The organism is Nonomuraea sp. NPDC049480 (assembly GCF_044465905.1).
Lineage (GTDB): Bacteria > Actinomycetota > Actinomycetes > Streptosporangiales > Streptosporangiaceae > Nonomuraea.
The window spans coordinates 63,050-87,447 of the sequence record NZ_JBITMD010000031.1 but is presented as its reverse complement, the minus strand read 5'-3'; the positions used below and the strand labels follow the sequence as shown (position 1 = coordinate 87,447).

Sequence of the window (24,398 nt, the reverse complement as noted above, 5' to 3'; positions counted from 1 at the left end):
CTCATGACTCCTGCTCGATGCGAGGCCTCGCGATCGCGACCGGGCAGGTCACGTGGTGGAGCACGCCGTGGCTGATTGAGCCGAGCACCGCCGATGCCAGCCCGCCCAGCCCGCACGAGCCCACCACTACCAGGTCAGCGCTCCGGGCCGCCGCGATCAGCGCGACCGGGTGCCCACATGGTTGGTCGTCGGTGATGAGAAGATCGGGTTGCTCCCACGCCAGAGCATGACACGCTCACGTGCCGCGCGATTGTGCGCCTGCATGGCCTCCTCGATCAGGTTGCCGTAGACGACGGCGTACGGTGAGAAGAGCGGCACCAGCCACGCGGAGACCACGTACAGGTCCGCCTCCCGTGCCCTGGCTTGCTCGACGGCATGGGCGTTCTTGGCACCCAGGCCTTCGGCCTACCGCACACACCGAGGTCACGCTGCTCGACCTCGACGACCGGCTCGCGAGCTGACCTTTACTCTGCCCGCAGCTGCTGCCGGCGTCGAGCGGGAGGGACCTTCGGCGCATGGCATGAGGCCCAAAGACCCTACGCGTGCAGCGCTCCGGCAGGCCATCGTCGGAGTGCGACACCCGCTGAGACGGGCCCGAGGGCCGGGGCCCGGAGATTGTCTCCGGGAGAAGCCCTGAGCGGACAACAGGGAGAGGCGACGGTGGCCGTGCGACCCACCAGACCCGCCATCACCGCGATGGCTGCCCTGTTCCACCGGGCGGGCCACCAGCCCGGACGGCCCGCCAGGCGGGTGTCGCCGTTCGTCCCGACGTTCCGAGGGATCATCCCCTCCTCACGCAGCCTTCGGCCGGGCATCATGAGCGCCATGCCTACCACCGCCGTCGAGCACGTCGTCACCCGGGTTCCCGTGTTCGCTCCCGAGGTCAATGCGGGCCAGGCACGCGAGCGCATGCTGGGCGAGCGGTTCGACACCGCTTCCGACGCCGTGGTCCTGGATCCGGCAGGACTGCTGGTCGGCATGATCAACATCGAGCGGCTGCTCGCGGCCCCGCACGACATGCCCCTCTCGGAGCTAGCCGACACGGATCCGCCCGTCGTGCTGCCCGGCGTGGACCAGGAGGTGGCGGCCTGGCGGGCCGTGCAGCACGGGGAGAGCAGCCTGGCCGTGGTCGGCGAGGACGGCCGCTTCCACGGGCTGGTGCCTCGGCGCCGGCTGCTGCGCGTCCTGCTCGAGGAGCACGACGAGGACATGGCCAGGCTGGGCGGCAGCCTCAAGGCCAAGACGGCCGCCGAGGAGTCCGTGCGGCGCCGGTTCCTGCACCGCATCCCGTGGCTACTGATCGGGCTGGCCGGCGCGATGCTGTCGGCGGGCATCGTCGGCTCCTTCGAAGAGCGCCTGTCTGCCAACGTGACCTTGGCGTTCTTCCTTCCCGGCGTGGTCTACCTGGCCGACGCCGTGGGCACCCAGACCGAGGCCGTGGTGGTGCGTGCGCTGTCGGTGGGGGTCTCCGTCCGCCGGCTCGCTCGTGGGGAGGCGATCACCGGCCTGGTCATCGGGCTGGCGATGGCCGCCGCATTCCTGCCCTTCGCCCTGCTGTACGGCGACGCGGGCGTGGCCGTGACGGCCGCCATCGCCCTGTTCGCCGCCTGCTCCGTGGCCTCGCTGCTGGCCATGGGCCTGCCGTGGCTGCTCAACCGCCTGGGCCGCGACCCCGCCTACGGTTCCGGGCCGCTGGCCACCGTCATCCAGGACCTGGTCTCCATCACGGTCTACCTGTTCACAGCGCTGGCCTTCGCCTGACGGCCCACCGGCGATTCAGCCGCTCCGAATCGGGACCACCGGCGGCGATGATCAGGCCCTTCGGCCGTACCTCAGGCGGCTGCCGGGAGGAATCCTGACAGTGGCGCAAGTCAGAGAGGAGACGAGAAATGACCATCGCTAAGGAAGAGATCAGGGTACGTGGCGCGGAACTCACCGAAAAGATCAAGACCGTCATCCATGAGGGAAACGTCAGCCGGATCATCGTCAAGGACTCCCATGGCCACACCGTGATGGAGACCCCCGTGACCGTCGGCGTCGTGGCGTTCATCGCCGCTCCTGTCGTCACCGCCGCCGCCGCGCTCGCCGCCGCCGCGGCCGAATGGACCATTCAGATCCACCGCGACCCCCAGGATGAGCAGGACCCGCCGCCGATTCCTCCAGCCTGAAGACCACCAGGGCGAGCCAGGACGTGGACCCGGTCACACGGCGCCGGAGTGCAGTGAGCCGTGTGACCGGGGACGCCGGGCTCGCCGTGGCTCCGTGGAGCGGTACACGGTGTGGCGGTCATTCGTGAGCGAGCTCCGAAGCCACGTCGGGAACGCGTGTCTCCAGACGGGGCGGGCGGCGATAGCCCGTGGAAGGTGGTCGCTTCGGGATCTTCAGCGGCGCCCGCTGCACCTCCCGGTATGGGATGCTGGACAGCAGGTGGGAAATCATGTTGATCCTGGCCCGCCGCTTGTCCCCGCTCTCCACCTCGTACCACGGCGCCTCGGGGATATGCGTGTGGATCATCATCTCGTCCTTGGCCCGGGAGTACTCCTCCCAGCGGGTGATCGACTCCAGATCCATCTCCGACAGCTTCCACCGCCGCATGGGGTCCTCCAGCCGGGCCCGGAAGCGCCGCTCTTGCTCGGCGTCATCGACGGAAAACCAGTACTTGCGCAGCAGGGTCCCGTCCTCCACCAGCAGCCGCTCGAAGATCGGGCACTGGTGCAGGAAGCGCGTGTACTCCTCCTGCGTGCAGAACCCCATCACCCGCTCCACCCCGGCCCGGTTGTACCAGCTCCGGTCGAGCAGCACGATCTCCCCCGCCGCCGGCAGATGCTCCACGTACCGCTGGAAGTACCACTGCGTACGCTCCCGCTCGGTGGGCGCGGGCAGCGCGACGATCCTGGCCACCCGGGGGTTGAGGTACTCGGTCACCCGCTTGATGGTGCTCCCCTTGCCGGCGGCGTCCCGTCCTTCGAAGATCACGACCACCCGCTGACTCTCAGCCTTCACCCACTCCTGCAGCTTCACCAGCTCGGCCTGCAGCCGAAAGAGCTCCCTCTCGTACGGTTTGCGCCGCAACCTCTGGTCGGCCATAAGCGAACCCTTCCTGCACGGCTACTAGGGTGCTGCCGAACCCATCGTGCCAGGCTGGCCGGAAAGCTACGATCTGTCGGCTGGCGGCTGAGGAGCGTGACTGTCAGCGAGCGCCTTTGGGGCTTTCATCCCGCCGCCGGAGCAAGCGCCTGGTGCCAGCGTGCGGTGTCTGTGTGCCGGAACGGCCAAGAGATCAGGCCGTCGGTCACCCGCCAAGGGGGGGACGAACTCGGCGGAGTCCCCCGTCAGTCCCGTAGAGCTCGATCTGCCGCTCCGCACCCTGATCGTCGCTACAGCAGCGGACGAACGACGATGGTGTCCTCCGCGTCGCAGGACATCTCATACTCCACGTCGACGACGCCCTCGACGGCTCAAAGCGCCTCCACAAAGGCGATGGCCTGAGAGCGGCGCCGCATGCGGCCGCCGGGGAGGTCATGAGCTGGACCGCCGTCACCCCCGCCGCCTTCACGCGAACGAGGTGTTCCGCAGCACGGCGATGGCCACCCGCCCCATGACTCCTTGACTTCGATCGACATGATGTCGTACTTCGCTTTCGCCTTTCGCAATCCCTCTGGACGACGCCGTGCGGCAGCGGCGAACGTCCCGATGGATCTTGGGTCCTTGCGCTAGGCGCGAACCACCGCCACCGGGCAGCGGGCGTGGTGCAGCACGCCCCGACTGACCGAACCGAGCAGCATCGACCCCACGGCGCCGCGCCCGTGCGAGCCCACGACCAACAGATCCGCCCGTCCGGATGCATCGGTGAGCGCCTCCACAGGATGCGCTGATTGCACGTCCTCGATGACCTCCACTTGCGGGTAATCCTTGGCGACGGCTTCCAGCCGGTTCCGGACGACCTGGTGCTGCGCCGTACGTACCTCGTCCATGTCGTAAGCGATCTCCGGGGCGAAGGCGTGCACCGGCAGCTGCCAGGCGTGCAGCACCCGCAGTGCAGAACCCCGCAGCTTCGCCTGCTCGAAGGCGTAGGCGAGCGCGGGCTCGCACTCGGGCGAGTCGTCCACGCCGACGACGACCTCCCCCTGCGGCGGCCGGTGCTCGCCCCGGATCACCACGACGGGGCAGTGGATGTGCCCGGCTACATGGATGCTGACCGAGCCGAGCAGCGCGCCGGCGAAGCCGCCGAGCCCTCGGCTGCCCACCACGAGTTCGGTGGCGTCTTTGGCTTGCTCGCGCAGGACCACGGTAGGCGTGCCCTCGATCTGCTGCGTGGTGACGTCCACGGTGGGCTGGCGCTCGTGAACGAGTGCCTCGGCTTCGCGCAGGATTCTCCGCCCCTCTCGGACCAGGAAGTCGGGCAGGCCGACGTAAGGGTATTTGCCGAGCTGGTACCAGCTACCATCCAGCGCGTACACCACCCGTAGCGGCACCCGCATGCGGAAGGCGTCGTTGGCCGCCCATTCGACCGCGGCCCGTGAGGTCACGGAGCCGTCGACTCCCACGATGATCATGATGTGTCCCTCCTTCGTCGTACCTCCATCGCACCCTGCCCGCACCTGTCGGGTGCAGTGCCAGAGGTCGGTCGCTCAAGGGACGAAGGGCCCTGTACGCTCTGCCACGAGATCGCGAGGGTAGCGTCATCACTGTGACCGTCACCGAGAAGGAGATACGCATGACGACCCATGGCGACTCGCGTCCCGCCGCGGCAGAGCCGACGCTGGAGGTCCTCGATCGTGAGGAGTGCCTGCGACTGGTGGCGCCGGGCGGCATCGGCCGGGTGGCGTTCAACGGCTCGCACGGGCCGACGGTGCTGCCTGTCAACTACAAGCTCTACGACGGCGCCATCGTCTTCCGCACCTCTTACGGCGGCCCCATGGACCAGGACCTGCGCACCGGCCTGGAGGGCGTGGAGATCAAGATCGGTTTCCAGGTGGACCGGATCGACGAGGCTAAGCAGGAGGGCTGGAGCGTCCTCATCCAGGGTCCGGCCCACCACGTGCCGCCGGACGAGGTGCCCGATGTCGACGTCACCCCGTGGGCGGGCGGCGACCGCCACCTGTACATCCGCATCGTCCCGCATCACGTCACCGGCCGCCGCATCCACCGCCTATGAGGAACTCGCGGCCGGACGGTCCCTGAGCCAGCCGCCGTTGGCAAGCACGCGCGGCGTGCCGGGCCGGTTCAGACCTTCATGGGGACATGCCAGGCGCGCCTACAACAGCCACGGGGAAACGCACCTGGTGCAGGACCCCGTGACTCACCGAGCCGAGGACGGCAGAGGCGACTCCTCCCCCAGCCCGCGTGATCCCACCACCGCGAGGTCTGCCAGGCGCGAAGCCCGACCGGGACTCCGACTGGACGACTGGCCTCGGCCATCTTCACGATCTCGACATCCGGGTACTTCTGCCGCCACACCGCCAGTCGCTGCCCGATCTCCCTCCCAAGGTGTCCCGCAGTACCACCCAGCGCCAGCCCGGCGAGCTCTCCCATCAGGGACGATCGTCCCCGGTGGGCGCGGGCTTGTCGGCTGTAGGACTCGGCGGGCCAGGTCGCACAGCGGCGGGGTGAGTACGGCGGCGCCCAGTGCCATGGCCCAGCCCGGCGGTGGGATCGGGGCAAGGGCGAGCAACGTGGCCAGCGCCTGGATCGCCAGCAGCCTGCGAACGATCACCCCAAGCCCGGCCATGCGCTACGAGCCGAGCGCAAGTGCGGTGGTGACGGCCGCGGCCATGCTCTCGGGCACCGCCGCGATCGCCAATGCAGGCCGACCACGTCGTTGCGTATTCCGCCCTTCGAACGTCCGCCCCGGAGCGATGACGGCCATGCCTTTGGTCCCTGCGGTCTGGGACGTTCGCCGCTACCCGTCAGAACGTCGAGCGTTCACCCTGTGGGTGTTCCGTAACGTGGAGGTGAACCATCATGATCGGTGGACGAATGGTCATGGAGGCGTCAGCAGTCGATCTCGAGCTGCTGGCACTGAAGAAGCGGGTCAACGACCTGGAAGAGCAGGTCCGTACGCTGACGGCGGCGAACCTCGCCCTCGTCCGGAGTGTTGACAATCTCCGCTGCGCCTATGCCGGCCAGCCCCTCGAAGTGTGAGGAGTGCCGGTCGGGTCGTTTCTCCCGAAACCGGTCAATCCCATGTCGACAGGCGCACGCCCCACAGAGCCCGGGGTGTGGCGGTAACGATCACTCAGAAAGGCTGACGCGCGCGCCCAACGACAGGCAGCTTCACTGCAGGCGACGACACGTAGCTACGGATCTTTTGTTCGCGGCCAGCTGCGGAAGCACACGTTGACACTCGCAAGAGGAACTGCTCGAGGCACCAAGCTCTTCGCATCCTGTGGTACTCGCCAAATGTTGATCAAGCCATGCCGTTACAGCTCTCACCTGCGATATCTCGGCCGTGGCGATGCCTCACAGTGGCACCGTTCTGATCTGCTCAGCGGAACGGATAGCGCATGTTCCCTCGCATCGTCCTGGCGACTACCGCCCTCACGATCGTGCTGGTGGCGGCACCAGCTGCCGCCCGCTCACCTAGCGGTTGGCGTGACGACGCCGGCTGGGGTTCGGTCACCGTCTCGGCCGACCGCAAGCACATCACGGTCTGCGACCTGAGCGACGATGGCCAAGCGGTGCGGGTCGAATATGCCACCACCTACCTGCAGAAGTGGACGGTGGCCGACGGCAACGGCGCCAGGTGGGGCTGCGGAACCGACTCCGCCTTCTTCAGCCGCATCACGGTCTTCAAGCTATGCCAGGGCCGGAAGTACGGGGCATGCCGTCCCTCCGTGTGGATCAGACCGACCGGCCTGGCCTAGAAGCATGACGCTGCGACGGGGGCTCGCGTCGCGGGCGGAGGATACGGGCCCGCTGGGAGATCTCCAGCAAGCCCGATTCCTCTTTGCGATCGGACGGATATGGCGAGTCGCCAAGTGAAACGCCGCAACGGCGATCCAGTGGTGGGTGCCGCGTTCCTTCCCACCAGCATCCCGCCTTCTGGGAGTGGCTGTGGCGCGACTAAGGCCGAGTAGCGATGCCCGAGCGCACATGGGTCGTGCCGCCGACGCCAATCTGGCATGGGACACCAGCCACGTCCACAGATCCACGCCTCAATGTTGCACGGTCCGAGCCGTCCGTACTCTTACGACTCGTCCCCTCGGGCGTTGATCACGTGATATCCCCCGCCCGAAGCTTGCCGGAGCCGTTCTGCAATGGCGCCGAGCCTGCTGGCTGCGCAGGCTTGGTGAAGATGAGTAGGTCCTCGTGCGCGGTGGCGTGGATGGGCATGCCGCGCGTCCAGCCCTTGCGCGCCTCGTAAAGCTGGAAGAACGACGCCCGGTTGAGCAGCCTGCCATTCCCCACGCCGCAGAGCAGGCACACGATCCGGTCGGCGAACTCCAGCCCGGCCCGCCGAGCCACCTTCTGCACATGGCCGGGCAGGTCGACCAGTTCCCCGCGCGCCCGGTACGGCCGCACCGTCACCGCGACCGTCCCGCCCGGCCGCAGGAGCTCAGCACACCCGGTCAGGATCTGGGCGAAGCCGTCCAGCAACACGGGCAGGCGCTGGTGGGCCAGGTTGGCGCGGTCGCGGGAGTAACGCTGGTTCCACTTGCGGATGCCCGGCTCGCCGCTGTCGCGGCTGGCCCGGATGTGGCCGTGGGTGGCAGCCCCGTACGGCGGGGACGTCAGCACCAGCGCCGCCTGCCCGGCCAGATCTGGCAGCAACCGGGCGATGCCGCGTGCGTCACCGGCGAGCACAGTGCCGAATCCGGTGGCACCCTGGCGGCGGGCGTGGGCGAGGTTGGCCACCGCGAGCTTGGCCCAGCCCTCCTCGTACTCCACCCCGGCCGCGTGCCGGCCCAGGTGCACGGCCTCCACCAGGGTGGTACCGATGCCGCACATCGGATCGATCACTAGATCGCCGGGCTCGGTGTAGGTGTCGATCACCCGGGTGGCGATCGCGGGCAGCATCTTGCCGGGGTGTTTCATCGATTCCGGCAGGTAGCGGCCCCGGCGCTGGGTGCGGGACGGTTGCTGGCCAGTAGTCCACACCGATGTCGTCACCGTGGTCATGCCTGCTTTCCTTCCACCCACGTCTGCTCGCCCAGCACCGGATCGTCTGTTTGCGTGCTGGCAGTGCCGGCGTGGGACGTGACTGAGGGTTCCGTGCGAGGTTTGGTGAAGATCAGCAGGTCCGAGTGCACGCGGGTGCTGGCGGGCATTCCCGCAGGCTCCTGCCCGTGCGTTCTCGAGCGGACGCCGCAGAACAGCGTGGGCTCGATGGGCGCGCCGCGGGCCGGTACCCGCAAGGCGACGATGTGCTGCAGGTACACCAGCCCTGCCCGGCGCGCCTCGATGATCAGGTTCGGGACGGGGTCGACGGCGTGTCGTCCGCTGCGGCGTAGAGCAGTCACGACCGCGAGGTGACCACCCGGCTTCAGCAGCGCCGTCACTTTGGCCACGTCGAGCGCGATCGGCTGGTTGTGCTGGAGGGGATCAGCCGACGACCGTGTCGGCTGCCGTCTTTCCTGCGGGCAGGTGTGCTTGGCCACCACCAGCGCGGCGAGACCGGCCAAGTCTTCGACGGCGGTGAGCACAGTATCGGGGCCGGTGAGGCGCAGGTCGGCCACCTCCAGGTCGTGGTCGGGATGCGTGGTGGCCAGCATCTTGCCGATGACGCCGGCCAGGCCGGGGCTGGTGATGATGGCGGTGGCGTGGCAGCCCAGCGTCAGCGCGGCGGAGACCACATGGTGGTCGGCGGCATCCAGATCGATCACCAGATCGCCGAGCCGGGTGCACGCGGTCACCATCTGGCGGGCCAGCGGCCCGCTCACTGGAAGGCAGCAGCCACTGGGGCAGGCGGGCACGGATTCTGTGTCGGCGGCGGCCAGCCAGACACTCAACGGCAGATGCCCCTGCTGAACATCGCGTGTGCGCTGACGGCCGACGGCGTGGGCGATGGTGTGAGAGCGGTGGGAATGAGCGGGTGGCGTCACGATGGTGTGGCCCGATCACCCAGGCCGACTGATCCCTGTCACTGATCTAAATACCTGGGCCCGAGGCCAGGTTCGGACATGACGGTAGGCAAACGGTCGGTCATGCCTGCTCCCTTGCAGGGGCTCAGCCGAGCGTTCCTCCTGTACCAACCCGGCGATCTCAGCCAAGCACAAGGTGCCTCCAGCCGTGGCAGTCACCCTTGCTGATCAAGCTAGTCCACCTCAAGTAAGGGTGCCCTGATCGGGGCCTTCACCGTCCAGGCTCGGGCGGATGGTGAAGGGTGCGTGGCCTAAACGGGCTCAGGTTCGGGAGGGGACGGCCCCGTTCCCGGACGCAGGCTGAGCGCAGAAACGGTCCGCGCCCATGCCTCCTACATGGGTGGCATCATCACCACCATCAGAAGAGTTCTCGCAGGTCAGAGCATTTTCGTGCACGTTCGGGACAGTTCTCGGACAGCAGGATCATCCTCTGGCCATGGATGGCCAAGGGAAGATCAAAGCCCGAAGCACAGCCGAAGAGTCATGAATAAGCTGCGCACCGTAGCGATCAAGTGGTCGGGAGCGGAGAATGCGCCAAAAAATTAAGAGACTGCGTAGGCGGGTGCGCGCCAGAAAGCTGCTGCTGGTGGGCGGAGCGGCCGCCACCGTGGCCGCCGCGATGATGCTGGACGGAGCTGGGTCGGTCAAGTCGACCGGCCAACCGAGCCCCGTACCTCGGGCGGTGGACACACACCGGGCCACCACTGGAGATGATGCTCCCCTGTCTGCCCGACTGCGGAGTCAACCGAACGCCTCCTCCGCCTCCCACACCCGGACATCACCGGCCATGCCCCGCCGGAAGACCGGTAAAAAAGACGATCACGGTGGCGGTGCCAGGCATGTCGACGCGGCCAGCAACCATGCGCACGTCCACCAGTCGCACGGTGGGCACGAACCCCCGCGATCACGGCCGCTGGCGGAACCTGCGCCTGACCGTCCCGCTCTCCGACCGAGTCCTCACGCGAAGCGCACACCGGACAGCCCGCGTCCGACCTGGTGGGACACCACCCGGCGCGAGGGGAACCGATCGCTGATCGGTATGAAGTGCGATGAGTTGTTCCCGCCGCATAAGCGGGAGTTTCGGCTGCGCAACACCGCGTGCCATCGTCTCTTGGGCTGAACGAGGCCGGTGACTCCTGGTCTCCGGACACCGCCGCGACGGCAATCAACGATGGAGGACCCCCGCCGGTGTCGGCGGGGGCGATCACGATGTCCCTTGGGGTGTTCACACGCCGCCCCGGCCTGCGATGAATCGCGGGCTCGAAGAACGCTTCCCGAGACGGCGAGCGTTTCCCGGCAACGCGCAGACGCGGTTACCCCTCGTCCCGACCCGCGGTCACTGGTTCCCCCGCACCGCTTCCGCCATCGTCGAGCGGGAGCGCCGCGCGACCGTTGACGTGTACCCAGGTGCGTGACGTTCGGGGTGTGCACGCCCCTGGTCGTCTCCAATTCAATGGCCTCCTTGCCTGCGAGGTCGGGATCGGCGTCGAGCAGCCGCATCCCGGCGCCGACTATCCCGTCGGTGACGCAGGTGATGCTGGGGCATCCTGCTCACCGCCGCAAAGCCCGGCCGCTCACCCCACGACATTGCGTCATGGCAGCCACTCCGAAGGAGACGAGCAAGATCTCATCGGAGTCGGCATCCGGCTCGGCGATCGCGGCCTCAGTGTTGAGCCTTGGAATGGAAACAGCTGGTTAGAAGATCGCTTCCCTGAGTAAGCGCGGGCCTCGGACCCATCCTGTACGCACCTGAACCGCAGGTAGGGAACTCCCTCCCCGGCACCAGCACCGGGTTCATGCGCGCCCGGCGGCCGGTTCCTCACCGCGTGCGGAGGTGAACGCCTCACACGGGTGAGCTCCTCGGGTTTCTAGCAGGGCCGCATGACATGCCCACCAACCTGCTCAATCTTTGACCTGCGTAATCCGGCATGAGGCCGTCTTCGCAGGTCAGCACGTTTCCGATGACAGTCCGAACACCAGCCGGACCAGCCGCTCTCTGAGTTCGGAAATCAGCCGATCCGCTGTGTTGCCCCAGGTCGAACCCGGTTGCGCCGCATCGCCTCACCTTGGCCTGATCTTTATGTGATCCGATGTCTGTCCGGAAGTCGTCCGGTTCCTGTACGTCGCCTCTGGCGCCATGAGCAGCGTCCGACATCGCTCGATTCCCTTCGGGAGCTGCCATGTTCCACACCCCATCCCAGACCGCGTCCACCGCTACGGCCGCCGACACCCCCTCGCAGACATCCCGTGCCGGGAGCGGGGCCCCGGCGTCCGCCCGGGACACCTCGCCAACTCACCAGGCGCGTCCGCTGGATCTGGCCGAGCGCTCCTTCAGGCTGCTGATGCAAGGGCCACAGCCGCTGGCGGTCGATGGGGCCACGCTAGGGCCGGGTCTGCCCGCCCGGCCGATTCCCCTGGACGAGCTCGGCGCGATTCTGCTGCATCCCTGCTGCGACCGAGCCACCCGCGATGGCGTGTGGCGATACCTGATCGAGCAGGCGCGTACCCATCGCGGGGCGTGGATGGTGGCCGCCGTCGCGTTGGCGGCGCCGATGCTGCGGCGCCTGCTCAAGACCCTGGCCGAGACGCTTCCCGTGGAGCGGGAGGAGCTGGAGGCCGAGCTGCTGACCTGCTTCATGGAGGCGCTGCTGCGGGTGGAGCTGTCCTGGACGCATCCGGTCTTGCGGTTGTCCCGGCTGACCCAGTTCGGCGTCCTGCGCGCTTACGCCGCCGCCCAGCCCGACCTGCTCACCGAGCCCGATACGACCGGCGACCAGCCGGCGTTGCGGTACCCGGCCGGCCATGCCGACCTGCTGCTGGCCCGCGCGGTCGCCCACGGCATCATCACCGCCCCGGCGGCCGAGATGATCGAGCTGACGCGGCTGGAGGACATGCCGCTCAGCGTCTACTGCCGCGAGCGCGGCCTGCTCTACTGCACCGCGCTCAAGCAGCGCCAGCGCGCCGAGGCCCGTCTGGCGCAGGCGCTCGCCGCGGGCCAGCTGTCCGACGAGCCATAGAGCGCACACCAGGCGATCACCTTGTCGACGGCTTGCCGGTCATGAACGCGCAAAATCCGCTGGCCTCGATGTCCGATCTCGGCCCTTCGACCAGGTCTTTTCACAGGTGAAAGGCAGCGCGGACGCCCACCGGTCCGGCCGGGCCGCACCCGGCCACCCGGTTCCTGTCACCACCGGATCCGCCACCGCACCGCACCAGAGGAGGACGCCCACCCGGCCTGCCGGACCCCGGGCGTCCGCGCCGCCTCGCACACCCTGACCCGCGCATCCTCGACACCCTGCCAGGAGGCCCGTCGTGATCCCACGTTCCCGCTTCACCTCCCGCAAAGCCCTGCTCATCGCCGTGTTCGTCCTCGCCGCCGTCGCCTTCGGTACCCTCGTCGAACTCGCTCTTGCGCACCTCGCCCACGCCGTCGGCCAGGAGGCTGCCGGCATGTCGGCGGCCAAGCCGCAGGAGGCGAAGCCGGCGGCCTCGCTCAACCAGGTGATCGACAACCTGCGCAACGTGATCGTCGGCCTGCTGGTCGGCCTGGCCACGCTCTTTCTGACCGTGGGCGGAGTCCGCTACATCCTGGCCGGCGGCGACCCCGGCGAGGTCGAAGCGGCCAAGAAGACGCTGCGCTACGCCGCCATCGGCTACGGCACCGCCGTACTCGCGCCGCTGCTGGTCAGCATTCTCAAGGGCATCGTCGGAGCCTGACTGTGAACCGCCACCCGCCCGCTCGCCCACCGTGCCCCTCGCCGGTGGCCGCCGTGGGTCGTCTCGCGGCCCTGCTGATCACGCTGGTCGCCATCACGCTGACAGTAACCAGCACCGCAACCGCCGTATCTCCCGTCCCTCCCCCAGCGCCAGCACCGACACCGCAGCGGGAGCCGTCGCCTACCGCCAACCCACAGCCGTCACCCGCACCCTCGCCCACGCCGACTCCGACCTCGATACCTCGGCGGCCCACCGGGCCGATGCTGACGCCGCCGCCAGAGATCCGGCCGAGCACCCCGGTACCGGACCAAGGCGCGGGGGTGGAGGAGTGCGGCTGGCTGGATGTCGGCTGCAAGTTCAACCGTGCGGTGAACGGCTGGTTCGGGCTGGTCGTGACCGAGGCGATCCATCCCACCTTCGCGCTGGTCGGTGGACTGCTGTTGTCCTCACCGCCGCCCTCCATGGTGGAGCGGGTTCGCGAGTTGTCGGATCACGTGCGGTTGGTGGCCAACGCCTTGCTGGCCTTGTTCGTGCTGGCCGGCGGACTCATCGTGATGGCGCATGGCAGCGTGCACACCGCCACCACGGCCCGCGACATCGCGCCGCGCCTGGTGGTCGCGGTCATCGCGGTCAACACCTCGCTCACCGTGTGCCAGCACGCCATCGAGCTGGCCAACGGCCTCGTCGCCGCGCTGCTCGGGGACGGCGTGGATGGACGGCGGGCGGGCGACCTTCTGGCCAACAAGCTGACCAATCCGATCGGCCAGCTCCAGGCCCCGCAGATGTTTCTGATCTGGATGATCGGCCTGGCCGTGGTGATGGGGCTCATTCTGGCGTTCATCGCGATCCTGCGGATCGCGCTGCTGCTGTTTCTGATCATCGCAGCGCCGCTCGCCCTGTTGTGCCACGCGCTGCCGCAGACCGAGTACATCGCCCGGCTGTGGTGGCGCGCCATCACCGGCGTCCTCGTCATGCAGGTACTCCAGGCCCTGGTCCTCATCCTGGCGTTCAAGGTGTACTTCACCGACGCCGCCGATGCCTTCGCCACCGGTCCCGACGAGCCGGTCCTGGCGGCGGTGAAACCGATCGTCAGCAGAGCGCTGGATGCGCTGGTGCTGATCGGGCTGCTGTTCATCCTGATCAAGATCCCAGGCTGGGTCGCCCGCTCCGTCTGGCAGCCCGCCCAGCCCCAGCTGCTCACACGCCTGGTCAAGGCGGTGCTGCTCTACAAACTCCTGGGCGCGGCCAAGGCCGTTGCGGCCGGCAGGACCGCCCGCGCCGGGGCGAAGTCCCGGTCGGCCGTGCAGCACCGCCGCCCGCCGCCTCGGCCTCGGCCCGGCGCGGGTGGGCGGCCCCATCCCGCCGGGCCACGACCACGCGGCGGCCCGGCGACGACCTCCAAGGGAGGACCACGACCGGTGCACACCTCGACCTCGGCCTCAGCATCCGCGTCGACATTCATCGGTGGCGCGGCGCGGCAACTTGAGCTGCCACTCGACATGCCGCCCACACCCAGGTCGGCCTCTACCTCCCGTACCTCCCGCCGAAGCTGGCGGCAGCTGGCGTTGCCGTTTCCGGTCACCCGGGTACCGCGCCCGCCCACGAACACCGCCCCGTCGCCGACGAACAAGTCGTGGATCCGGCCGAAGCCACCCTGGGTTCAGCCGATGCTGCCCGGTATGCCGACCCGCGCCGCCCGGCCTCGCCAGCTGCAACTGCGGCTTGATCCACCGCCCCGGCGCGTCCGCGGGAGGCGAGAACAGTGAACGAGCCGGAGCCGTTGATCGCGCACATTCCCGCCGATGTCAGCCAACCGGACAAGATTGCCTACGGACTCACCGCTCACCAGATCGTCATCGTTGCCGCCACCGGCGGCCTGGCCGCGCTCGTCTACTACCTATGCCACGACCTGGTGCCGGTGCTGGTGCTGGCCGGGGCACTCCTGCCACTGCTCGCAGTCGGCCTGGTGGTTGCGCTCGGCCGCCGCGACGGCTTGACCTTCGACCGCTTCGCCCTGGCCGCGCTCGCCTTTGCCCGCACACCCAAGAAGCTGGTCGCCGCCTCTGAGGGCGTGGTGCAGCCGCCCGTGTGGTGTCGGCTGCGCGGCAGGCTACCAGCCCCATTGCGGCTACCGGTGCGCGCCATCCGCACCGACGGAGCGCTGGAGCTGGCAGACGGTGGGGTGGCGGTGCTGGTGGAAACCAGCACGGTGTCGTTCCACCTGCGCACGACGGGCGAGCAGGCCGCTTTGGTGGGGGCGTTCGGCCGCTGGCTCAACTCCCTGGAAACCCCAACGCAGATCCTCGTCCGAGCCCGTCCGGTGGACCTGGACGGCCTGATCGACGGCCTCGACCAGCGCGCCGACGGCCTGCCACATCCGGCGCTGGCCCATAGCGCCGCCGACCACCTGGCGTTCCTGCAGCAGCTGAACGCCTCCCGCGACCTGCTGGCCCGGCAGGTCCTGCTGGTGCTGCGCGACCACCACCCGGCACGCGGACGGAGAAGGGTCCGCCGAGATGCCGCAGCGGCCGTCGTGCTGCGCCGCGCCGACGAAGCAGCGCGCAGCCTGACTGCCCTCGGCATCACCACGACGGTCTTGGACGCCCAGGCCGCGCGTCGGGTGCTGACCGAATGCCTGGACCCGGGCGGCTCGCATCCGGCCCAACAAGCTCTGCCGGACGACCTGATCTCCGCCACTGACCAGGAGGATCGATGAAACGCCGCCACCATGACCGCCCGTCCGAACCCACCGCGCCCATGGAAGCGGGCGGGCTCTACGAACCCGGCGCGCTGGAGATAGGCGCCCGCACACTCACCTTCCCCGGCGGCGTTACCGCCTCGTTCGCGGTGGTCGGCTATCCGCGCGAAGTGGGCGCGGGCTGGCTGGAACCCTTGCTCACCTACCCTGGCCGCCTCGACGTCTCGCTACACATCGAACCGATCCCGCAGGCGGTGGCGGCGATGCGACTACGCCGCCAGCTTGCCCGGCTGGAATCGGCCAGCCGCAGCGACGCCGCGCACGGCCGCCTGGCCGACTTCGCCGTCGAGGCCGCCGCCGATGACGCCACCGACCTGGCCGCCAGCCTGGCCCGAGGCCACGGACGGCTGTTCAAGGTCGGCCTCTACCTCACCCTGCACGCCGCCACCGACGCAGAGCTCACTGCCGAGATCGACCGGGTGCACGCGCTGGCCGCCTCACTGCTGCTGGATGCCCAGCCGACCACCTTCCGCGCCCTCCAGGGCTGGATCACCAGCCTGCCCCTCGGCACCGACGCCATCGCCTTGCACCGCACGTTCGACACCACCGCACTGGCCGCCGCATTCCCCTTCACCTCACCCGACCTGGCCGCCCCTATCGGGGACAGCGCGGTGTTGTACGGCACCAGCGCCTCGGGCACCGGCATCGTCGTGTGGGACCGCTTCGCGCAGGACAACCACAACTCCGTCACCTTGGCCCGCTCCGGCGCCGGCAAGAGCTTCCTCACCAAACTCGAAGCCCTGCGCCTGCTCTACCAGGCGGTCGAGGTCGCTGTGGTCGACCCCGAAGACGAGTACGCCCGCCTGGCCCGCGCGGTCGGCGGCACCCACCTCCGCCTCGGCGCCACCGGAGTGCGGTGGAACCCGCTCGACCTGCCCGCCAGCCACGGCCCCCACGACGACGCATTGTCCCGGCGCGCCCTGTTCCTGCAAACGCTGATTGCCACCATGCTCGGCGCACCATTGATCGCGCAGGCGCGCGCCGCGCTCGACACCGCCGTCCTGGCCACGTACGCGGCGGCCGGGATCAGCCGCGACCCGACCACGTGGACCCGGCCCGCCCCGCTGCTGGCCGATTTGGTGGCGGTGTTGAAGGCCAGCAAGCAGGGTGTGGATTTGGCCGAACAGCTCACCCCGTATGTCTCCGGCTCCTACCGGGAGTTGTTCGACGGGCCGACCACCACCACACCGACCGGACATTTGATCGTCTTCTCCCTGCGGGACCTTCCCGAGGAGGTCAAACCGGTCGGCATCCTACTGGCGTTGGATGCCATCTGGCGCCGGGTGGCCAACCCTCGAGACCGCAGGAAACGCCTGGTCGTGGTGGACGAGGCGTGGCTGCTGATGAAACAGGCCGAAGGCGCCCGGTTCCTTTTTCGGATGGCCAAGGCCGCCCGCAAGCACTGGGCCGGGCTCGCCTTGGTCACCCAAGACGCCGCCGATCTGCTTGGCACGGAACTCGGCCAGGCCATCGTGGCCAACGCCGCCAGCCAGATCCTGCTGCGCCAGGCCCCGCAAGCCATCGGCGCGGTCGGCGACGCCTTCGATCTGTCCGACGGGGAGCGGCAATTCCTGCTCACCGCCGAACGTGGCGAAGCCTTGATGGTGGCCGGCCCGGCGAGCCGAGTCGCCTTTCATGTGATCGCCTCCCCCGCCGAGGCCGAGTTGATCACAACCGACCCGGCCGAGCTTGCCGAACTGGAACGCCAAGAAGACCCTGCACACGCCCTCAGTCCGCTGATCGCTGATGCCGCCTACGACGAGCTTGACGAGGAGGCCGACCCGCTATGAGCCCCACCGTTTCCTGCCTGCTGTGCGACATCAGCGACCGAGACGTCGAAAGGGCGCTGGAGTTCCTGCGCGAGCTGCCCGCCCGGCTGCCCGAGTACGCGCTGCATTACGGCTGGCGCATCGCCCTCACCGTCCTCGCCATCATCTCCACGCTGGCCCTCGCCCGATACCTCATCGGCCGACTGCGCCACCGAAGACTCACCATCAACGCCCGGCTGATCGAGATCTCCTGCCCGCCCGACAGCGACCCACACGGCGCCCAAGTGCTGTGGAGCCAGCTGATCGGACTGCTCCGCCCCGCCTGGAAACGCCTCCTGACCGGCCAACCCCATCTGGTCTGGGAGTACCAAGGCGATGACTCCGGCATCCGCGTCCGCCTCTGGATACCCGGTACCGTCCCACCCGGCATCGTGGAAAAGGCCATCCAGGCCGCCTGGCCCGGGGCGATCACCACCACCACACCTGCCACCCGCCCGCTGCCGCCCTACGCCCGCGCCGTCGGCGGACGGCTGATCCTCGGCCGCGCCGAGCACTTCCCGCTCAAGAGCGACCACCCCGCAGACCCGATCCGCTCCCTGCTGTCCGCGATGAGCGGGCTGCGCGACGGCGAGCACGCCCTGGTGCAGATCCTGGCCCGGCCCACTACCGGCCGCCGCCTCCGGCGCGCTCACCGAGCCGCCGCCGCCCTGCGGGGCGGCAAGACCAGCAGCGCGATCGGCCACGCGCTGGACGAGCTCGTGCTGATGTCCGGGCACGCGCATCCGGGCGAGCTGGCCCGCATGTTCCCCGAACGCGCCGAGCAGGTGCGCGCCATCCTCACCAAAGCGAACCAGCCGCGCTACCAGGTCGCCATCCGCTACGCCGTGGCCTCCACGCGCGACGACGATGCGACACCTGATCGACTGCGCGGTCAAGCCCACACTCTGGCCGCTGTCTTCGCTTTGTTCACCTCCGGCCACCAGCACCTGCGTCGCGCCCGGCTCTGGCGCCCCCACACGCTGGCCAGCTCACGCCATCTGCACCTCGGCTATCTGCTGTCCGTGGGAGAGCTGGCAGCGCTGGCGCACCTGCCCTGGGATGTGGACGCCCCCGGCATCACCCGCGCCGGAGCCCGCCCCATCGCCCCCTCCTCCGCCATACCACGCGGTCCGGCCAGCGGCCCGGTCCGGGTACTGGGTGACAGCGACAGCGGACCACGGCGCCCCATAGCCCTGCCCGTGGCCGACGCCCGGCACCACATCCACGTCCTCGGCGGCACCGGCGTCGGCAAATCCACCCTGCTCGCCGCCATGGTCCTCGCTGACGCCCGTGCAGGCCGAGGCGCTCTGGTCATCGACCCCAAAGGCGACCTGATCACCGACATCCTCGCCCGACTCCCCGAACGCGCCATCGGCAGAACCGTTGTGTTCGACCCGCAAGACCCCGCTCATCCGCCAACGATCAACGTGCTCGCCGGGCCCAATCCCACCTTGGCGGTCGACTCCGTCGTCACCATCTTTCACCGCTGCTTCCGCTCAGCCTGGGGACCACGTGTCGACGACCTGCTCCGGTCCACCTGCCTCACTTTGACCCGCGTCCTTGGGCAACGCGCCACTCTCGCGGAAGTCCCCCGGCTCCTCACCGACTCCGCTTTCCGCGCCCGCATCACGGCCAAGCTCGACGACGAACTGCTAAACGGGTTCTGGGACTCCTACCACGCGCTCACCCCCGCCGGACAAGCCACGGTCATCGGCCCGGTGATGAACAAGCTGCGTGCCGTACTGCTCCGCCCTTTCGTCCGTGATGCTCTCACCAGCCCGAACACCACCGTCTCCGTCGGGCAACTCCTGGACGGCGGCGGCCTCATCCTGGCGCGTCTCCCCAAGGGCATCCTCGGCGAAGATGCGGCCAGACTGTTCGGTTCGATCCTGCTCGCCCACACCTGGCAAGCCGCCACCCGCCGAGCCGACCGCAACGAGGCCGACCGGCCCGACGCCGCCCTCTACATCGACGAATGCCACAACTTCCTCAACCTGCCGGGCCACATCAACGACGTCTTGGCCGAAGCACGCGGCTACCGGCTCTCCCTCGTCCTCGCGCATCAGCACCTCGACCAGCTCCCCGGCGACCTGCGAGAAGCACTGTCCGCCGACGCCCGCAACAAGATTTACTTCAACGCCTCCCCCAAGGACGCAGGCGACCTCAAGCACCACACCGCGCCTCTGATCACTCCGCACGACCTCACCCATCTGGGTGCTTACCAGGCGGCTGCCCGCCTCGTCATCGACGGCCAGCAGACGTCCGCCTTCACCATGCGCACCCGCCCTCTGCCGCCCGTCATTCAGGAACGTGCAGAGGCCATCCGGGAGGCCTCCCGCGAGCGCTTCACCCAGCCGCGCCTCTCCACCCCTTCTCCTGCAGCGCCTCGCAAGCAGCAGGGTGTGTACGACTCCGAGTGCGACCCCCGCCCCTCAAGTCGCAGCCTCCCTGGCGGGAGGTGAACCGGCACCAACCAGAGACCTGCCAGAACCGGACTTCCATCCAGCGCATGGGCGCCGCTTTGAGAGGAACCGCATGGCTGCTACCCGTATCCCGCTCGGACTGCCTCGCTTCGACGCCGCCGCGATGGTCGAGCTCGCGGCGCGACTCACTCCGCGTGACTACGACATCCTCAGCTTTCTGCACCAGCACCGAGTGTTGACCACGCATCAGATCCAGCGCCTGTTCTTCACCCTGCCCCAGCCCACTCGCCGCCGTCTCGGCATCCTCCACAAGCTGCACGTCGTGACCCGCTACCGGCCCTGGATGCCCTACGGGGGCTCCGCGCCTCATCACTGGATCCTCGGCCGCGTCGGTGCCGAACTTCTGGCGCTGAAAGAGGACGTCACCGTCAAGGAACTCGGCTACCACCCAGATCTGGCGATGTCCGTGTCGGTATCCACGAAGGCCAACCATCAGATCGGAGTCAACGACTTCTTCACCGACCTGCACTACCTCGCTCGCCAGGAAGGTGCCGAGGCGCGTGTGAAGGAGTGGTGGTCCGAACGACGCTGCGCCAAGCTCTGGGGTGACCTGGCTCGTCCAGACGCGTACGGATACTGGATCGAGGCAGGCAAGGAGATCGACTTCTTCCTCGAGCACGACACCGGGACCGAGACCCTGTCGAAGGTGATGGCGAAGCTTCCCGGCTACGCCAACCTCGCCGAGGCGACCGGCATCACGACGCCCGTCTTGTTCTGGCTACCCAGCCACACCCGCGAAGCCAATCTGCGCAAGCTCCTCGCCGAAGTCGAAGTGCCCGTCGCCACTGCCGTCCACACCAGCCTCGGCGACGGCCCGGCTGGACCCGTCTGGCTACCGGCCGGAGCGCAAGGACCTCGGGTCCGGCTGGCCGAGCTCGCCGACGCCTGGCCCCACCTCGCCCGCTCTGCTCAAGACGTCCTTGACACCTGACGGATGACCGCCCGCTTCTCGCTGGAAGGAACTCCCAAGAGGTGAAGACAGCCGCGGCCGGCACCGCACTCCTGCTTCTTCTCGTTGTCGCCTTCATCGCAGCAGCCACCAGCATCCTCACCAGCTCAGGAAGCCCTGGAGGCACTGGCTGCCTGATCACGACAGCGGGAAGCCGGGAGGCTATGTCGGTCGCGGAACTGGATGAGGAGCAGCGCGGCAACGCCGCCCTCATCGTCCAAGTCGGCCTGCAACTCGGCCTCCCCGCCCGTGCGTACGTGATCGCGATAGCCACAGCCCTGCAGGAGTCCAAGCTCCGGAATCTGCCCTCCGGGCACCTGGATTCTCTCGGCCTGTTCCAGCAGCGAACTTCACAAGGGTGGGGAAGCCCGGCGCAGATCCTCGACCCCAACTACGCGACCCGCCAGTTCTACGACCGGCTCACCAACGTGCCCGGCTGGCAGCGACTTCCCCTGGCCAAGGCCGCCCAAAGCGTCCAACGATCCGCCTTCCCCAACGCGTACGCCCCATGGGAAGCACTCGCCCAGCGCACAGTCGATGTACTGACCGGCTCGTGCGTCGGCATCATCCCCGGCGAGCAGGCCGCAGCCGTGATCGCCTATGCCCACGCACAGCTCGGCAAGCCGTACCTGTGGGGGGCCGAAGGCCCGGACTCCTTCGACTGCTCTGGCCTGACCATGCGTGCCTTCCAAGCGGCAGGCGTCACGATCCCGCGCGTCGCCGCCGACCAATGGCGACACGGCCCGCCCATCCCATCCGGCCATGAACAGCCAGGTGACCTGGTCTTCTTTCGCATGGAACAGAACGGCCCCGGCCACGTCGGTCTTGTCATCGCGCCGGGCCAGATGATCCACGCCCCCAATCGGCGCGAGGTCATCCAGCTTAGTTCCTATCGGCGTAGCGACCTGGTGGGATTCACCCGGCCCGGAGCCCCGTACGACCCAGTCCCGGATAGTGGCCAATCACCGCTTCGTCTCCGCCAGCCCGGCCTGTGAGCAGGTCCTTTCAAGCAACGCATGGTCACGGAGAGGTATGCTTCCGATACTCTCCGGGAAGATCTCGAAAGGGCTCAGGAACGGAGGAGGCCGAAGTGGAAGGGCGACCCGCAAAGGCGTCACCGTACAGAGTGACCATCCCCCACGCCTTGAACGCACCTCTGGAACTCCGCGCAGACAACTCGGTGGTGCGGCTGGCCGTGGTCGAGCGCGCCCACGTCAAGCAACTCCACGACGTCTGGGACGCGACCGGCGTCTATGTCCTTCTCGACCGCCCCAGCGCAGACGGCACCTGGGGTGCCTACGTCGGCAAGGCAGCGCCCGGTACTTTGAGCAAGCGCCTCCGTACCCACCTGCGCAACCGCGACCACTGGTACCGCGCGCTCCTGATCCGGCGTGACACCGAAGATCCCTTCCACACCAGCCAAGTCGGCTGGCTCGAAGGCCGCCTCTACGACGTCATGGCCCGCGCCGAGCTCGTCCACCTGCACAATGGCAACCGGCCCCAGGACTGCACCATGCACCTGGACGACCAGATCGGCATGGCCGAACACCTCCGCCCGATCTTCAGCGCTCTGCACCTCATCGGCCATAACCTCACGCCTCCCGTCCCCGCACGTCGCTCCCGATCGACCCGGGCCAGGACCAGCGATCTCCTACCGCCCTACGAACTGCTCGCGGAAGCCGTGCAAGACAAGGGCCCCAGCCCCGCGACACCCACCAAGACGCGTTACAAGACCACCATGCTCGACCTCGTCCAGGCGGGGTTGGTGCAGCCCGGCGCCAAGCTCTACTCGACCTCGGACCCGCACCCTGCCGAGGCGCGCCTCAACGCCGACGGGTCGATCCAGTACGACGGCGAGCCCCATGACTTCTTGTCCGGCGCGGCAGAGGCAGTGACCGGGTACCCCGTCAACGGCTGGACCTTCTGGGAGATCGATACCTCTCAGGGCCGGCGGAGTCTCGCAGCAGTACGGGCCGAGTTGCTGCGGCGGCGAACCGCCCCTCAGTCCTGAAGTTCGCATCCATCGCAGGCTTCGCGGGCGCTGGACCCGCAGGTCAGGCCAAGTCCGGTGGTGCAGGAGATGTGCCCCAGCCGCACACAAGCTGTGCACGACTGGGGCAGACCACCTGCGCCACCGGAACGAGCTACCGCCAGCCTTGGCCCTTCTCACCGCCGTGAACGCGGCAGGCCAGCTCCTCCTCGGCGGTCAGCACGATCACCGGCAGCTTGTCCACCTCCGTGGTGAGGGCCTTGTGGATACGGTGCCAGCCGTCGATGATCAGCCATCCGGCCTCGGGGATGGGTACTGCTATCACGGGTTCGGACAGGTCCGTAGCGGCTGCGTGAGCGTGGTCGACGCGGACCAGGTAGAGCATGCCCGCCCAGTCGCCGGGGTCCAGCTCTCCGGTGGGCTCACGACCTGCCGTGAGCTGCTTGGCAGCGGTGACGTTCCACTTCCAGGCCAGCATCTGAAACGTCTCGATCCGCGAGCAGTCGACCGCGTTCGCCTGGGGACCATAGCCATTCGGGCTCTGAGGCGCTTCGGTGTTCACTTGCTCTCCCCCATTTCGTTGGTCTGGTTCTTCAGCTGCTCGGCCGGGATCTTCGCCGCGTGATCGAGGAATTCGCGGGCGGCGGCCCGCTTGATCAGCTCCAGCGCACATTCGAGATGTGCGAGGGCCTGTTCCTCATCCGAGGCGTTGCCCCGCACGATGACGGCCCGAGCCTCCGCCAGGTCGTCGGTGAGATAGCAGCCGATCCAGGAGCTGAACTTGGCAATCGCTCGCGCGATGCCCAGCCCCTGCTGGGTGTGCCGGGCCACCAGGCGCCACCATGTGCGCGAGAGATGGGCGTACAGGCCCTCGTACACCTGCTCGGCCCGCAGTCGTTGGTCGTGGTTGAGCCTCGCGGCCAGGCCAGCCACGTTGATCTCGTACGTGGCCCGCTGGGTGTCCACGATGCTCTGCGGGGAGATCGACTTGAGGTGGCGGCGGAAGTCGGGCGTGGGCGTGCTCACGGTGTTCGTCTCCTATCCGAGTCGGGAGGTTGTTTCGCGCTTACCGAGGGCGTTGGCGCGGAGCCGGTCACGCGTGGCTGCTGCAGGTGCCGGGTTCAGTCCGCGCGCTGTTAACCCGGCCGTTGGTAGTGGCAGGCCCAGCCAGGACATCCACCAACGGTTGGGTCGTGGCCAGGAACTGCTGGGCAGCCTGACGGCCTGCCTGGAGCATGGCCTGGGCGAACAGATCCCCGTACAGCGCCGGGCTTCCCATCAGGAGCCGACGCTCGGCCTCCTGCCGGATGCGGGTGATGGCCTCGGCCCCGTCGGCATCCTCGCTGTTGACGACGTCCATGACCTGCTGCCACCAGCCACAGACGAACTGGGTGACGGCGACCCGGGCCAGATCCTCGGAGTGGAGGTCCTCTCCTGACTCTGCGGCGTAGGTGAGCTTGCCGATCGCCTCGCACGCCTCGATCGCGGCGTTGGCGTAGTGGGTCTCGGCCAGGGTTTCGAGCTGTCCCATGACGTTTCTCCTGAGTGAACGGACGGGTGAAGTGGAGGGCGGTTCCGGTACGGCCCGGCCCCGGGCCGTACCGGAGTGG

The 24,398-nt window shown here is 68.5% G+C and carries 23 protein-coding genes; 14 read left to right on the top strand and 9 right to left on the bottom strand.

Translation table 11 applies throughout. The features are described 5' to 3' along the window. Nucleotide 1: 1 nt before the first annotated feature. A complete protein-coding gene (locus tag ACIBX3_RS51530) occupies nucleotides 2–124 on the bottom strand; it encodes a universal stress protein (protein WP_397128105.1) in 123 nt (40 codons plus the stop codon). Between the two features lie 32 nt (nucleotides 125–156). Further along, entirely contained in the window at nucleotides 157–336 is a 180-nt protein-coding gene (locus ACIBX3_RS51525; protein ID WP_397128104.1) for a hypothetical protein, read from the bottom strand. Between the two features lie 489 nt (nucleotides 337–825). Here ACIBX3_RS51525 and ACIBX3_RS51520 point away from each other — a divergent pair, with 489 nt between their 5' ends. Together ACIBX3_RS51520 and ACIBX3_RS51515 are read left to right on the top strand one after the other, a co-directional pair. Next, complete coding sequence (locus tag ACIBX3_RS51520; protein ID WP_397128103.1) at nucleotides 826–1,761, top strand: magnesium transporter; 936 nt, start codon at nucleotides 826–828, stop codon at nucleotides 1,759–1,761. Nucleotides 1,762–1,889: 128 nt separating this feature from the next. Then, nucleotides 1,890–2,168: a DUF4342 domain-containing protein gene (locus ACIBX3_RS51515; RefSeq protein WP_397128102.1), complete on the top strand. Its 279-nt coding sequence runs from the start codon at nucleotides 1,890–1,892 to the stop codon at nucleotides 2,166–2,168. A gap of 118 nt (nucleotides 2,169–2,286) precedes the next feature. Here the strand turns inward: ACIBX3_RS51515 and ppk2 are convergent, their stop codons facing one another. Both ppk2 and ACIBX3_RS51505 read right to left on the bottom strand, forming a co-directional pair. Next, nucleotides 2,287–3,087 (bottom strand): polyphosphate kinase 2, encoded by an 801-nt coding sequence (gene ppk2 / locus ACIBX3_RS51510; RefSeq protein WP_397128101.1) that lies wholly within the window; start codon nucleotides 3,085–3,087, stop codon nucleotides 2,287–2,289. Nucleotides 3,088–3,713: 626 nt separating this feature from the next. Continuing rightward, the gene (locus tag ACIBX3_RS51505; RefSeq protein ID WP_397128099.1) at nucleotides 3,714–4,556 is read right to left on the bottom strand and encodes a universal stress protein; all 843 of its coding nucleotides are present in this window, start codon (nucleotides 4,554–4,556) and stop codon (nucleotides 3,714–3,716) included. Nucleotides 4,557–4,717: 161 nt separating this feature from the next. Between ACIBX3_RS51505 and ACIBX3_RS51500 the strand changes: the two genes are divergently transcribed. The 3 genes from ACIBX3_RS51500 to ACIBX3_RS51490 all read left to right on the top strand — a co-directional run bounded on the left by ACIBX3_RS51500 (nucleotide 4,718) and on the right by ACIBX3_RS51490 (nucleotide 6,866). After that, nucleotides 4,718–5,158: a pyridoxamine 5'-phosphate oxidase family protein gene (locus ACIBX3_RS51500; protein WP_397128098.1), complete on the top strand. Its 441-nt coding sequence runs from the start codon at nucleotides 4,718–4,720 to the stop codon at nucleotides 5,156–5,158. Between the two features lie 806 nt (nucleotides 5,159–5,964). Continuing rightward, nucleotides 5,965–6,144, top strand: coding sequence for a hypothetical protein (locus ACIBX3_RS51495; protein ID WP_397128097.1), 180 nt, complete (start codon nucleotides 5,965–5,967; stop codon nucleotides 6,142–6,144). Nucleotides 6,145–6,506: 362 nt separating this feature from the next. Beyond that, nucleotides 6,507–6,866 carry a hypothetical protein gene (locus ACIBX3_RS51490; RefSeq protein ID WP_397128096.1) on the top strand — a complete coding sequence of 120 codons (360 nt, stop codon included), beginning with the start codon at nucleotides 6,507–6,509 and terminating at the stop codon, nucleotides 6,864–6,866. A 349-nt stretch (nucleotides 6,867–7,215) separates the two neighbouring features. Here ACIBX3_RS51490 and ACIBX3_RS51485 read toward each other — a convergent pair whose 3' ends face one another. Further along, a complete protein-coding gene (locus ACIBX3_RS51485) occupies nucleotides 7,216–8,121 on the bottom strand; it encodes a TRM11 family SAM-dependent methyltransferase (protein WP_397128095.1) in 906 nt (301 codons plus the stop codon). Continuing rightward, nucleotides 8,118–8,951, bottom strand: a complete 834-nt coding sequence (locus ACIBX3_RS51480) for a hypothetical protein (protein ID WP_397128094.1) — start codon at nucleotides 8,949–8,951, stop codon at nucleotides 8,118–8,120. Before ACIBX3_RS51480 ends, ACIBX3_RS51485 begins: the two co-directional genes overlap by 4 nt. A 2,312-nt stretch (nucleotides 8,952–11,263) precedes the next feature. Here ACIBX3_RS51480 and ACIBX3_RS51475 point away from each other — a divergent pair. The 9 genes from ACIBX3_RS51475 to ACIBX3_RS51435 all read left to right on the top strand — a co-directional run bounded on the left by ACIBX3_RS51475 (nucleotide 11,264) and on the right by ACIBX3_RS51435 (nucleotide 22,809). Next, complete coding sequence (locus ACIBX3_RS51475; RefSeq protein ID WP_397128093.1) at nucleotides 11,264–12,100, top strand: hypothetical protein; 837 nt, start codon at nucleotides 11,264–11,266, stop codon at nucleotides 12,098–12,100. 295 nt (nucleotides 12,101–12,395) lie between these two features. Then, entirely contained in the window at nucleotides 12,396–12,800 is a 405-nt protein-coding gene (locus tag ACIBX3_RS51470) for a pilin (protein WP_397128092.1), read from the top strand. 260 nt (nucleotides 12,801–13,060) lie between these two features. Continuing rightward, complete coding sequence (locus ACIBX3_RS51465) at nucleotides 13,061–14,566, top strand: hypothetical protein (RefSeq protein ID WP_397128091.1); 1,506 nt, start codon at nucleotides 13,061–13,063, stop codon at nucleotides 14,564–14,566. Further along, nucleotides 14,563–15,516 (top strand): PrgI family protein, encoded by a 954-nt coding sequence (locus ACIBX3_RS51460; RefSeq protein WP_397128090.1) that lies wholly within the window; start codon nucleotides 14,563–14,565, stop codon nucleotides 15,514–15,516. Before ACIBX3_RS51465 ends, ACIBX3_RS51460 begins: the two co-directional genes overlap by 4 nt. After that, nucleotides 15,513–17,348 (top strand): VirB4 family type IV secretion system protein, encoded by a 1,836-nt coding sequence (locus ACIBX3_RS51455; protein ID WP_397128089.1) that lies wholly within the window; start codon nucleotides 15,513–15,515, stop codon nucleotides 17,346–17,348. Before ACIBX3_RS51460 ends, ACIBX3_RS51455 begins: the two co-directional genes overlap by 4 nt. Next, nucleotides 17,345–19,828, top strand: coding sequence for a type IV secretory system conjugative DNA transfer family protein (locus tag ACIBX3_RS51450; RefSeq protein WP_397128088.1), 2,484 nt, complete (start codon nucleotides 17,345–17,347; stop codon nucleotides 19,826–19,828). Before ACIBX3_RS51455 ends, ACIBX3_RS51450 begins: the two co-directional genes overlap by 4 nt. A gap of 124 nt (nucleotides 19,829–19,952) precedes the next feature. Next, the gene (locus ACIBX3_RS51445) at nucleotides 19,953–20,780 is read left to right on the top strand and encodes a replication-relaxation family protein (RefSeq protein ID WP_397128087.1); all 828 of its coding nucleotides are present in this window, start codon (nucleotides 19,953–19,955) and stop codon (nucleotides 20,778–20,780) included. A 182-nt stretch (nucleotides 20,781–20,962) separates the two neighbouring features. Continuing rightward, complete coding sequence (locus ACIBX3_RS51440) at nucleotides 20,963–21,793, top strand: C40 family peptidase (protein ID WP_397128086.1); 831 nt, start codon at nucleotides 20,963–20,965, stop codon at nucleotides 21,791–21,793. Nucleotides 21,794–21,942: 149 nt separating this feature from the next. Then, complete coding sequence (locus tag ACIBX3_RS51435; RefSeq protein ID WP_397128085.1) at nucleotides 21,943–22,809, top strand: hypothetical protein; 867 nt, start codon at nucleotides 21,943–21,945, stop codon at nucleotides 22,807–22,809. A gap of 133 nt (nucleotides 22,810–22,942) precedes the next feature. On the opposite strand, the gene ACIBX3_RS51430 is transcribed toward ACIBX3_RS51435, so the two are convergent. The 3 genes from ACIBX3_RS51430 to ACIBX3_RS51420 all read right to left on the bottom strand — a co-directional run bounded on the left by ACIBX3_RS51430 (nucleotide 22,943) and on the right by ACIBX3_RS51420 (nucleotide 24,319). Then, the gene (locus ACIBX3_RS51430; RefSeq protein ID WP_397128084.1) at nucleotides 22,943–23,350 is read right to left on the bottom strand and encodes a ParB N-terminal domain-containing protein; all 408 of its coding nucleotides are present in this window, start codon (nucleotides 23,348–23,350) and stop codon (nucleotides 22,943–22,945) included. After that, complete coding sequence (locus tag ACIBX3_RS51425) at nucleotides 23,347–23,814, bottom strand: hypothetical protein (protein ID WP_397128083.1); 468 nt, start codon at nucleotides 23,812–23,814, stop codon at nucleotides 23,347–23,349. The genes ACIBX3_RS51430 and ACIBX3_RS51425 overlap by 4 nt, the downstream gene beginning before the upstream one ends. Before the next feature lie 67 nt (nucleotides 23,815–23,881). After that, nucleotides 23,882–24,319, bottom strand: coding sequence for a hypothetical protein (locus tag ACIBX3_RS51420; RefSeq protein WP_397128082.1), 438 nt, complete (start codon nucleotides 24,317–24,319; stop codon nucleotides 23,882–23,884). Nucleotides 24,320–24,398: the final 79 nt, after the last annotated feature.

Coding starts and splice junctions, on each gene's coding strand:
- ACIBX3_RS51490 (WP_397128096.1), top strand. CDS start 6,507: ATGTTCCCTCGCATCGTCCTGGCGACTACCGCCCTCACGATCGTGCTG.
- ACIBX3_RS51450 (WP_397128088.1), top strand. CDS start 17,345: ATGAGCCCCACCGTTTCCTGCCTGCTGTGCGACATCAGCGACCGAGAC.
- ACIBX3_RS51465 (WP_397128091.1), top strand. CDS start 13,061: ATGCTGACGCCGCCGCCAGAGATCCGGCCGAGCACCCCGGTACCGGAC.
- ACIBX3_RS51505 (WP_397128099.1), bottom strand. CDS start 4,556: ATGATCATCGTGGGAGTCGACGGCTCCGTGACCTCACGGGCCGCGGTC.
- ACIBX3_RS51420 (WP_397128082.1), bottom strand. CDS start 24,319: ATGGGACAGCTCGAAACCCTGGCCGAGACCCACTACGCCAACGCCGCG.
- ACIBX3_RS51475 (WP_397128093.1), top strand. CDS start 11,264: ATGTTCCACACCCCATCCCAGACCGCGTCCACCGCTACGGCCGCCGAC.
- ACIBX3_RS51440 (WP_397128086.1), top strand. CDS start 20,963: ATGTCGGTCGCGGAACTGGATGAGGAGCAGCGCGGCAACGCCGCCCTC.
- ACIBX3_RS51515 (WP_397128102.1), top strand. CDS start 1,890: ATGACCATCGCTAAGGAAGAGATCAGGGTACGTGGCGCGGAACTCACC.
- ACIBX3_RS51485 (WP_397128095.1), bottom strand. CDS start 8,121: ATGACCACGGTGACGACATCGGTGTGGACTACTGGCCAGCAACCGTCC.
- ACIBX3_RS51520 (WP_397128103.1), top strand. CDS start 826: ATGCCTACCACCGCCGTCGAGCACGTCGTCACCCGGGTTCCCGTGTTC.
- ACIBX3_RS51445 (WP_397128087.1), top strand. CDS start 19,953: ATGGTCGAGCTCGCGGCGCGACTCACTCCGCGTGACTACGACATCCTC.
- ppk2 (WP_397128101.1), bottom strand. CDS start 3,087: ATGGCCGACCAGAGGTTGCGGCGCAAACCGTACGAGAGGGAGCTCTTT.
- ACIBX3_RS51500 (WP_397128098.1), top strand. CDS start 4,718: ATGACGACCCATGGCGACTCGCGTCCCGCCGCGGCAGAGCCGACGCTG.
- ACIBX3_RS51455 (WP_397128089.1), top strand. CDS start 15,513: ATGAAACGCCGCCACCATGACCGCCCGTCCGAACCCACCGCGCCCATG.
- ACIBX3_RS51495 (WP_397128097.1), top strand. CDS start 5,965: ATGATCGGTGGACGAATGGTCATGGAGGCGTCAGCAGTCGATCTCGAG.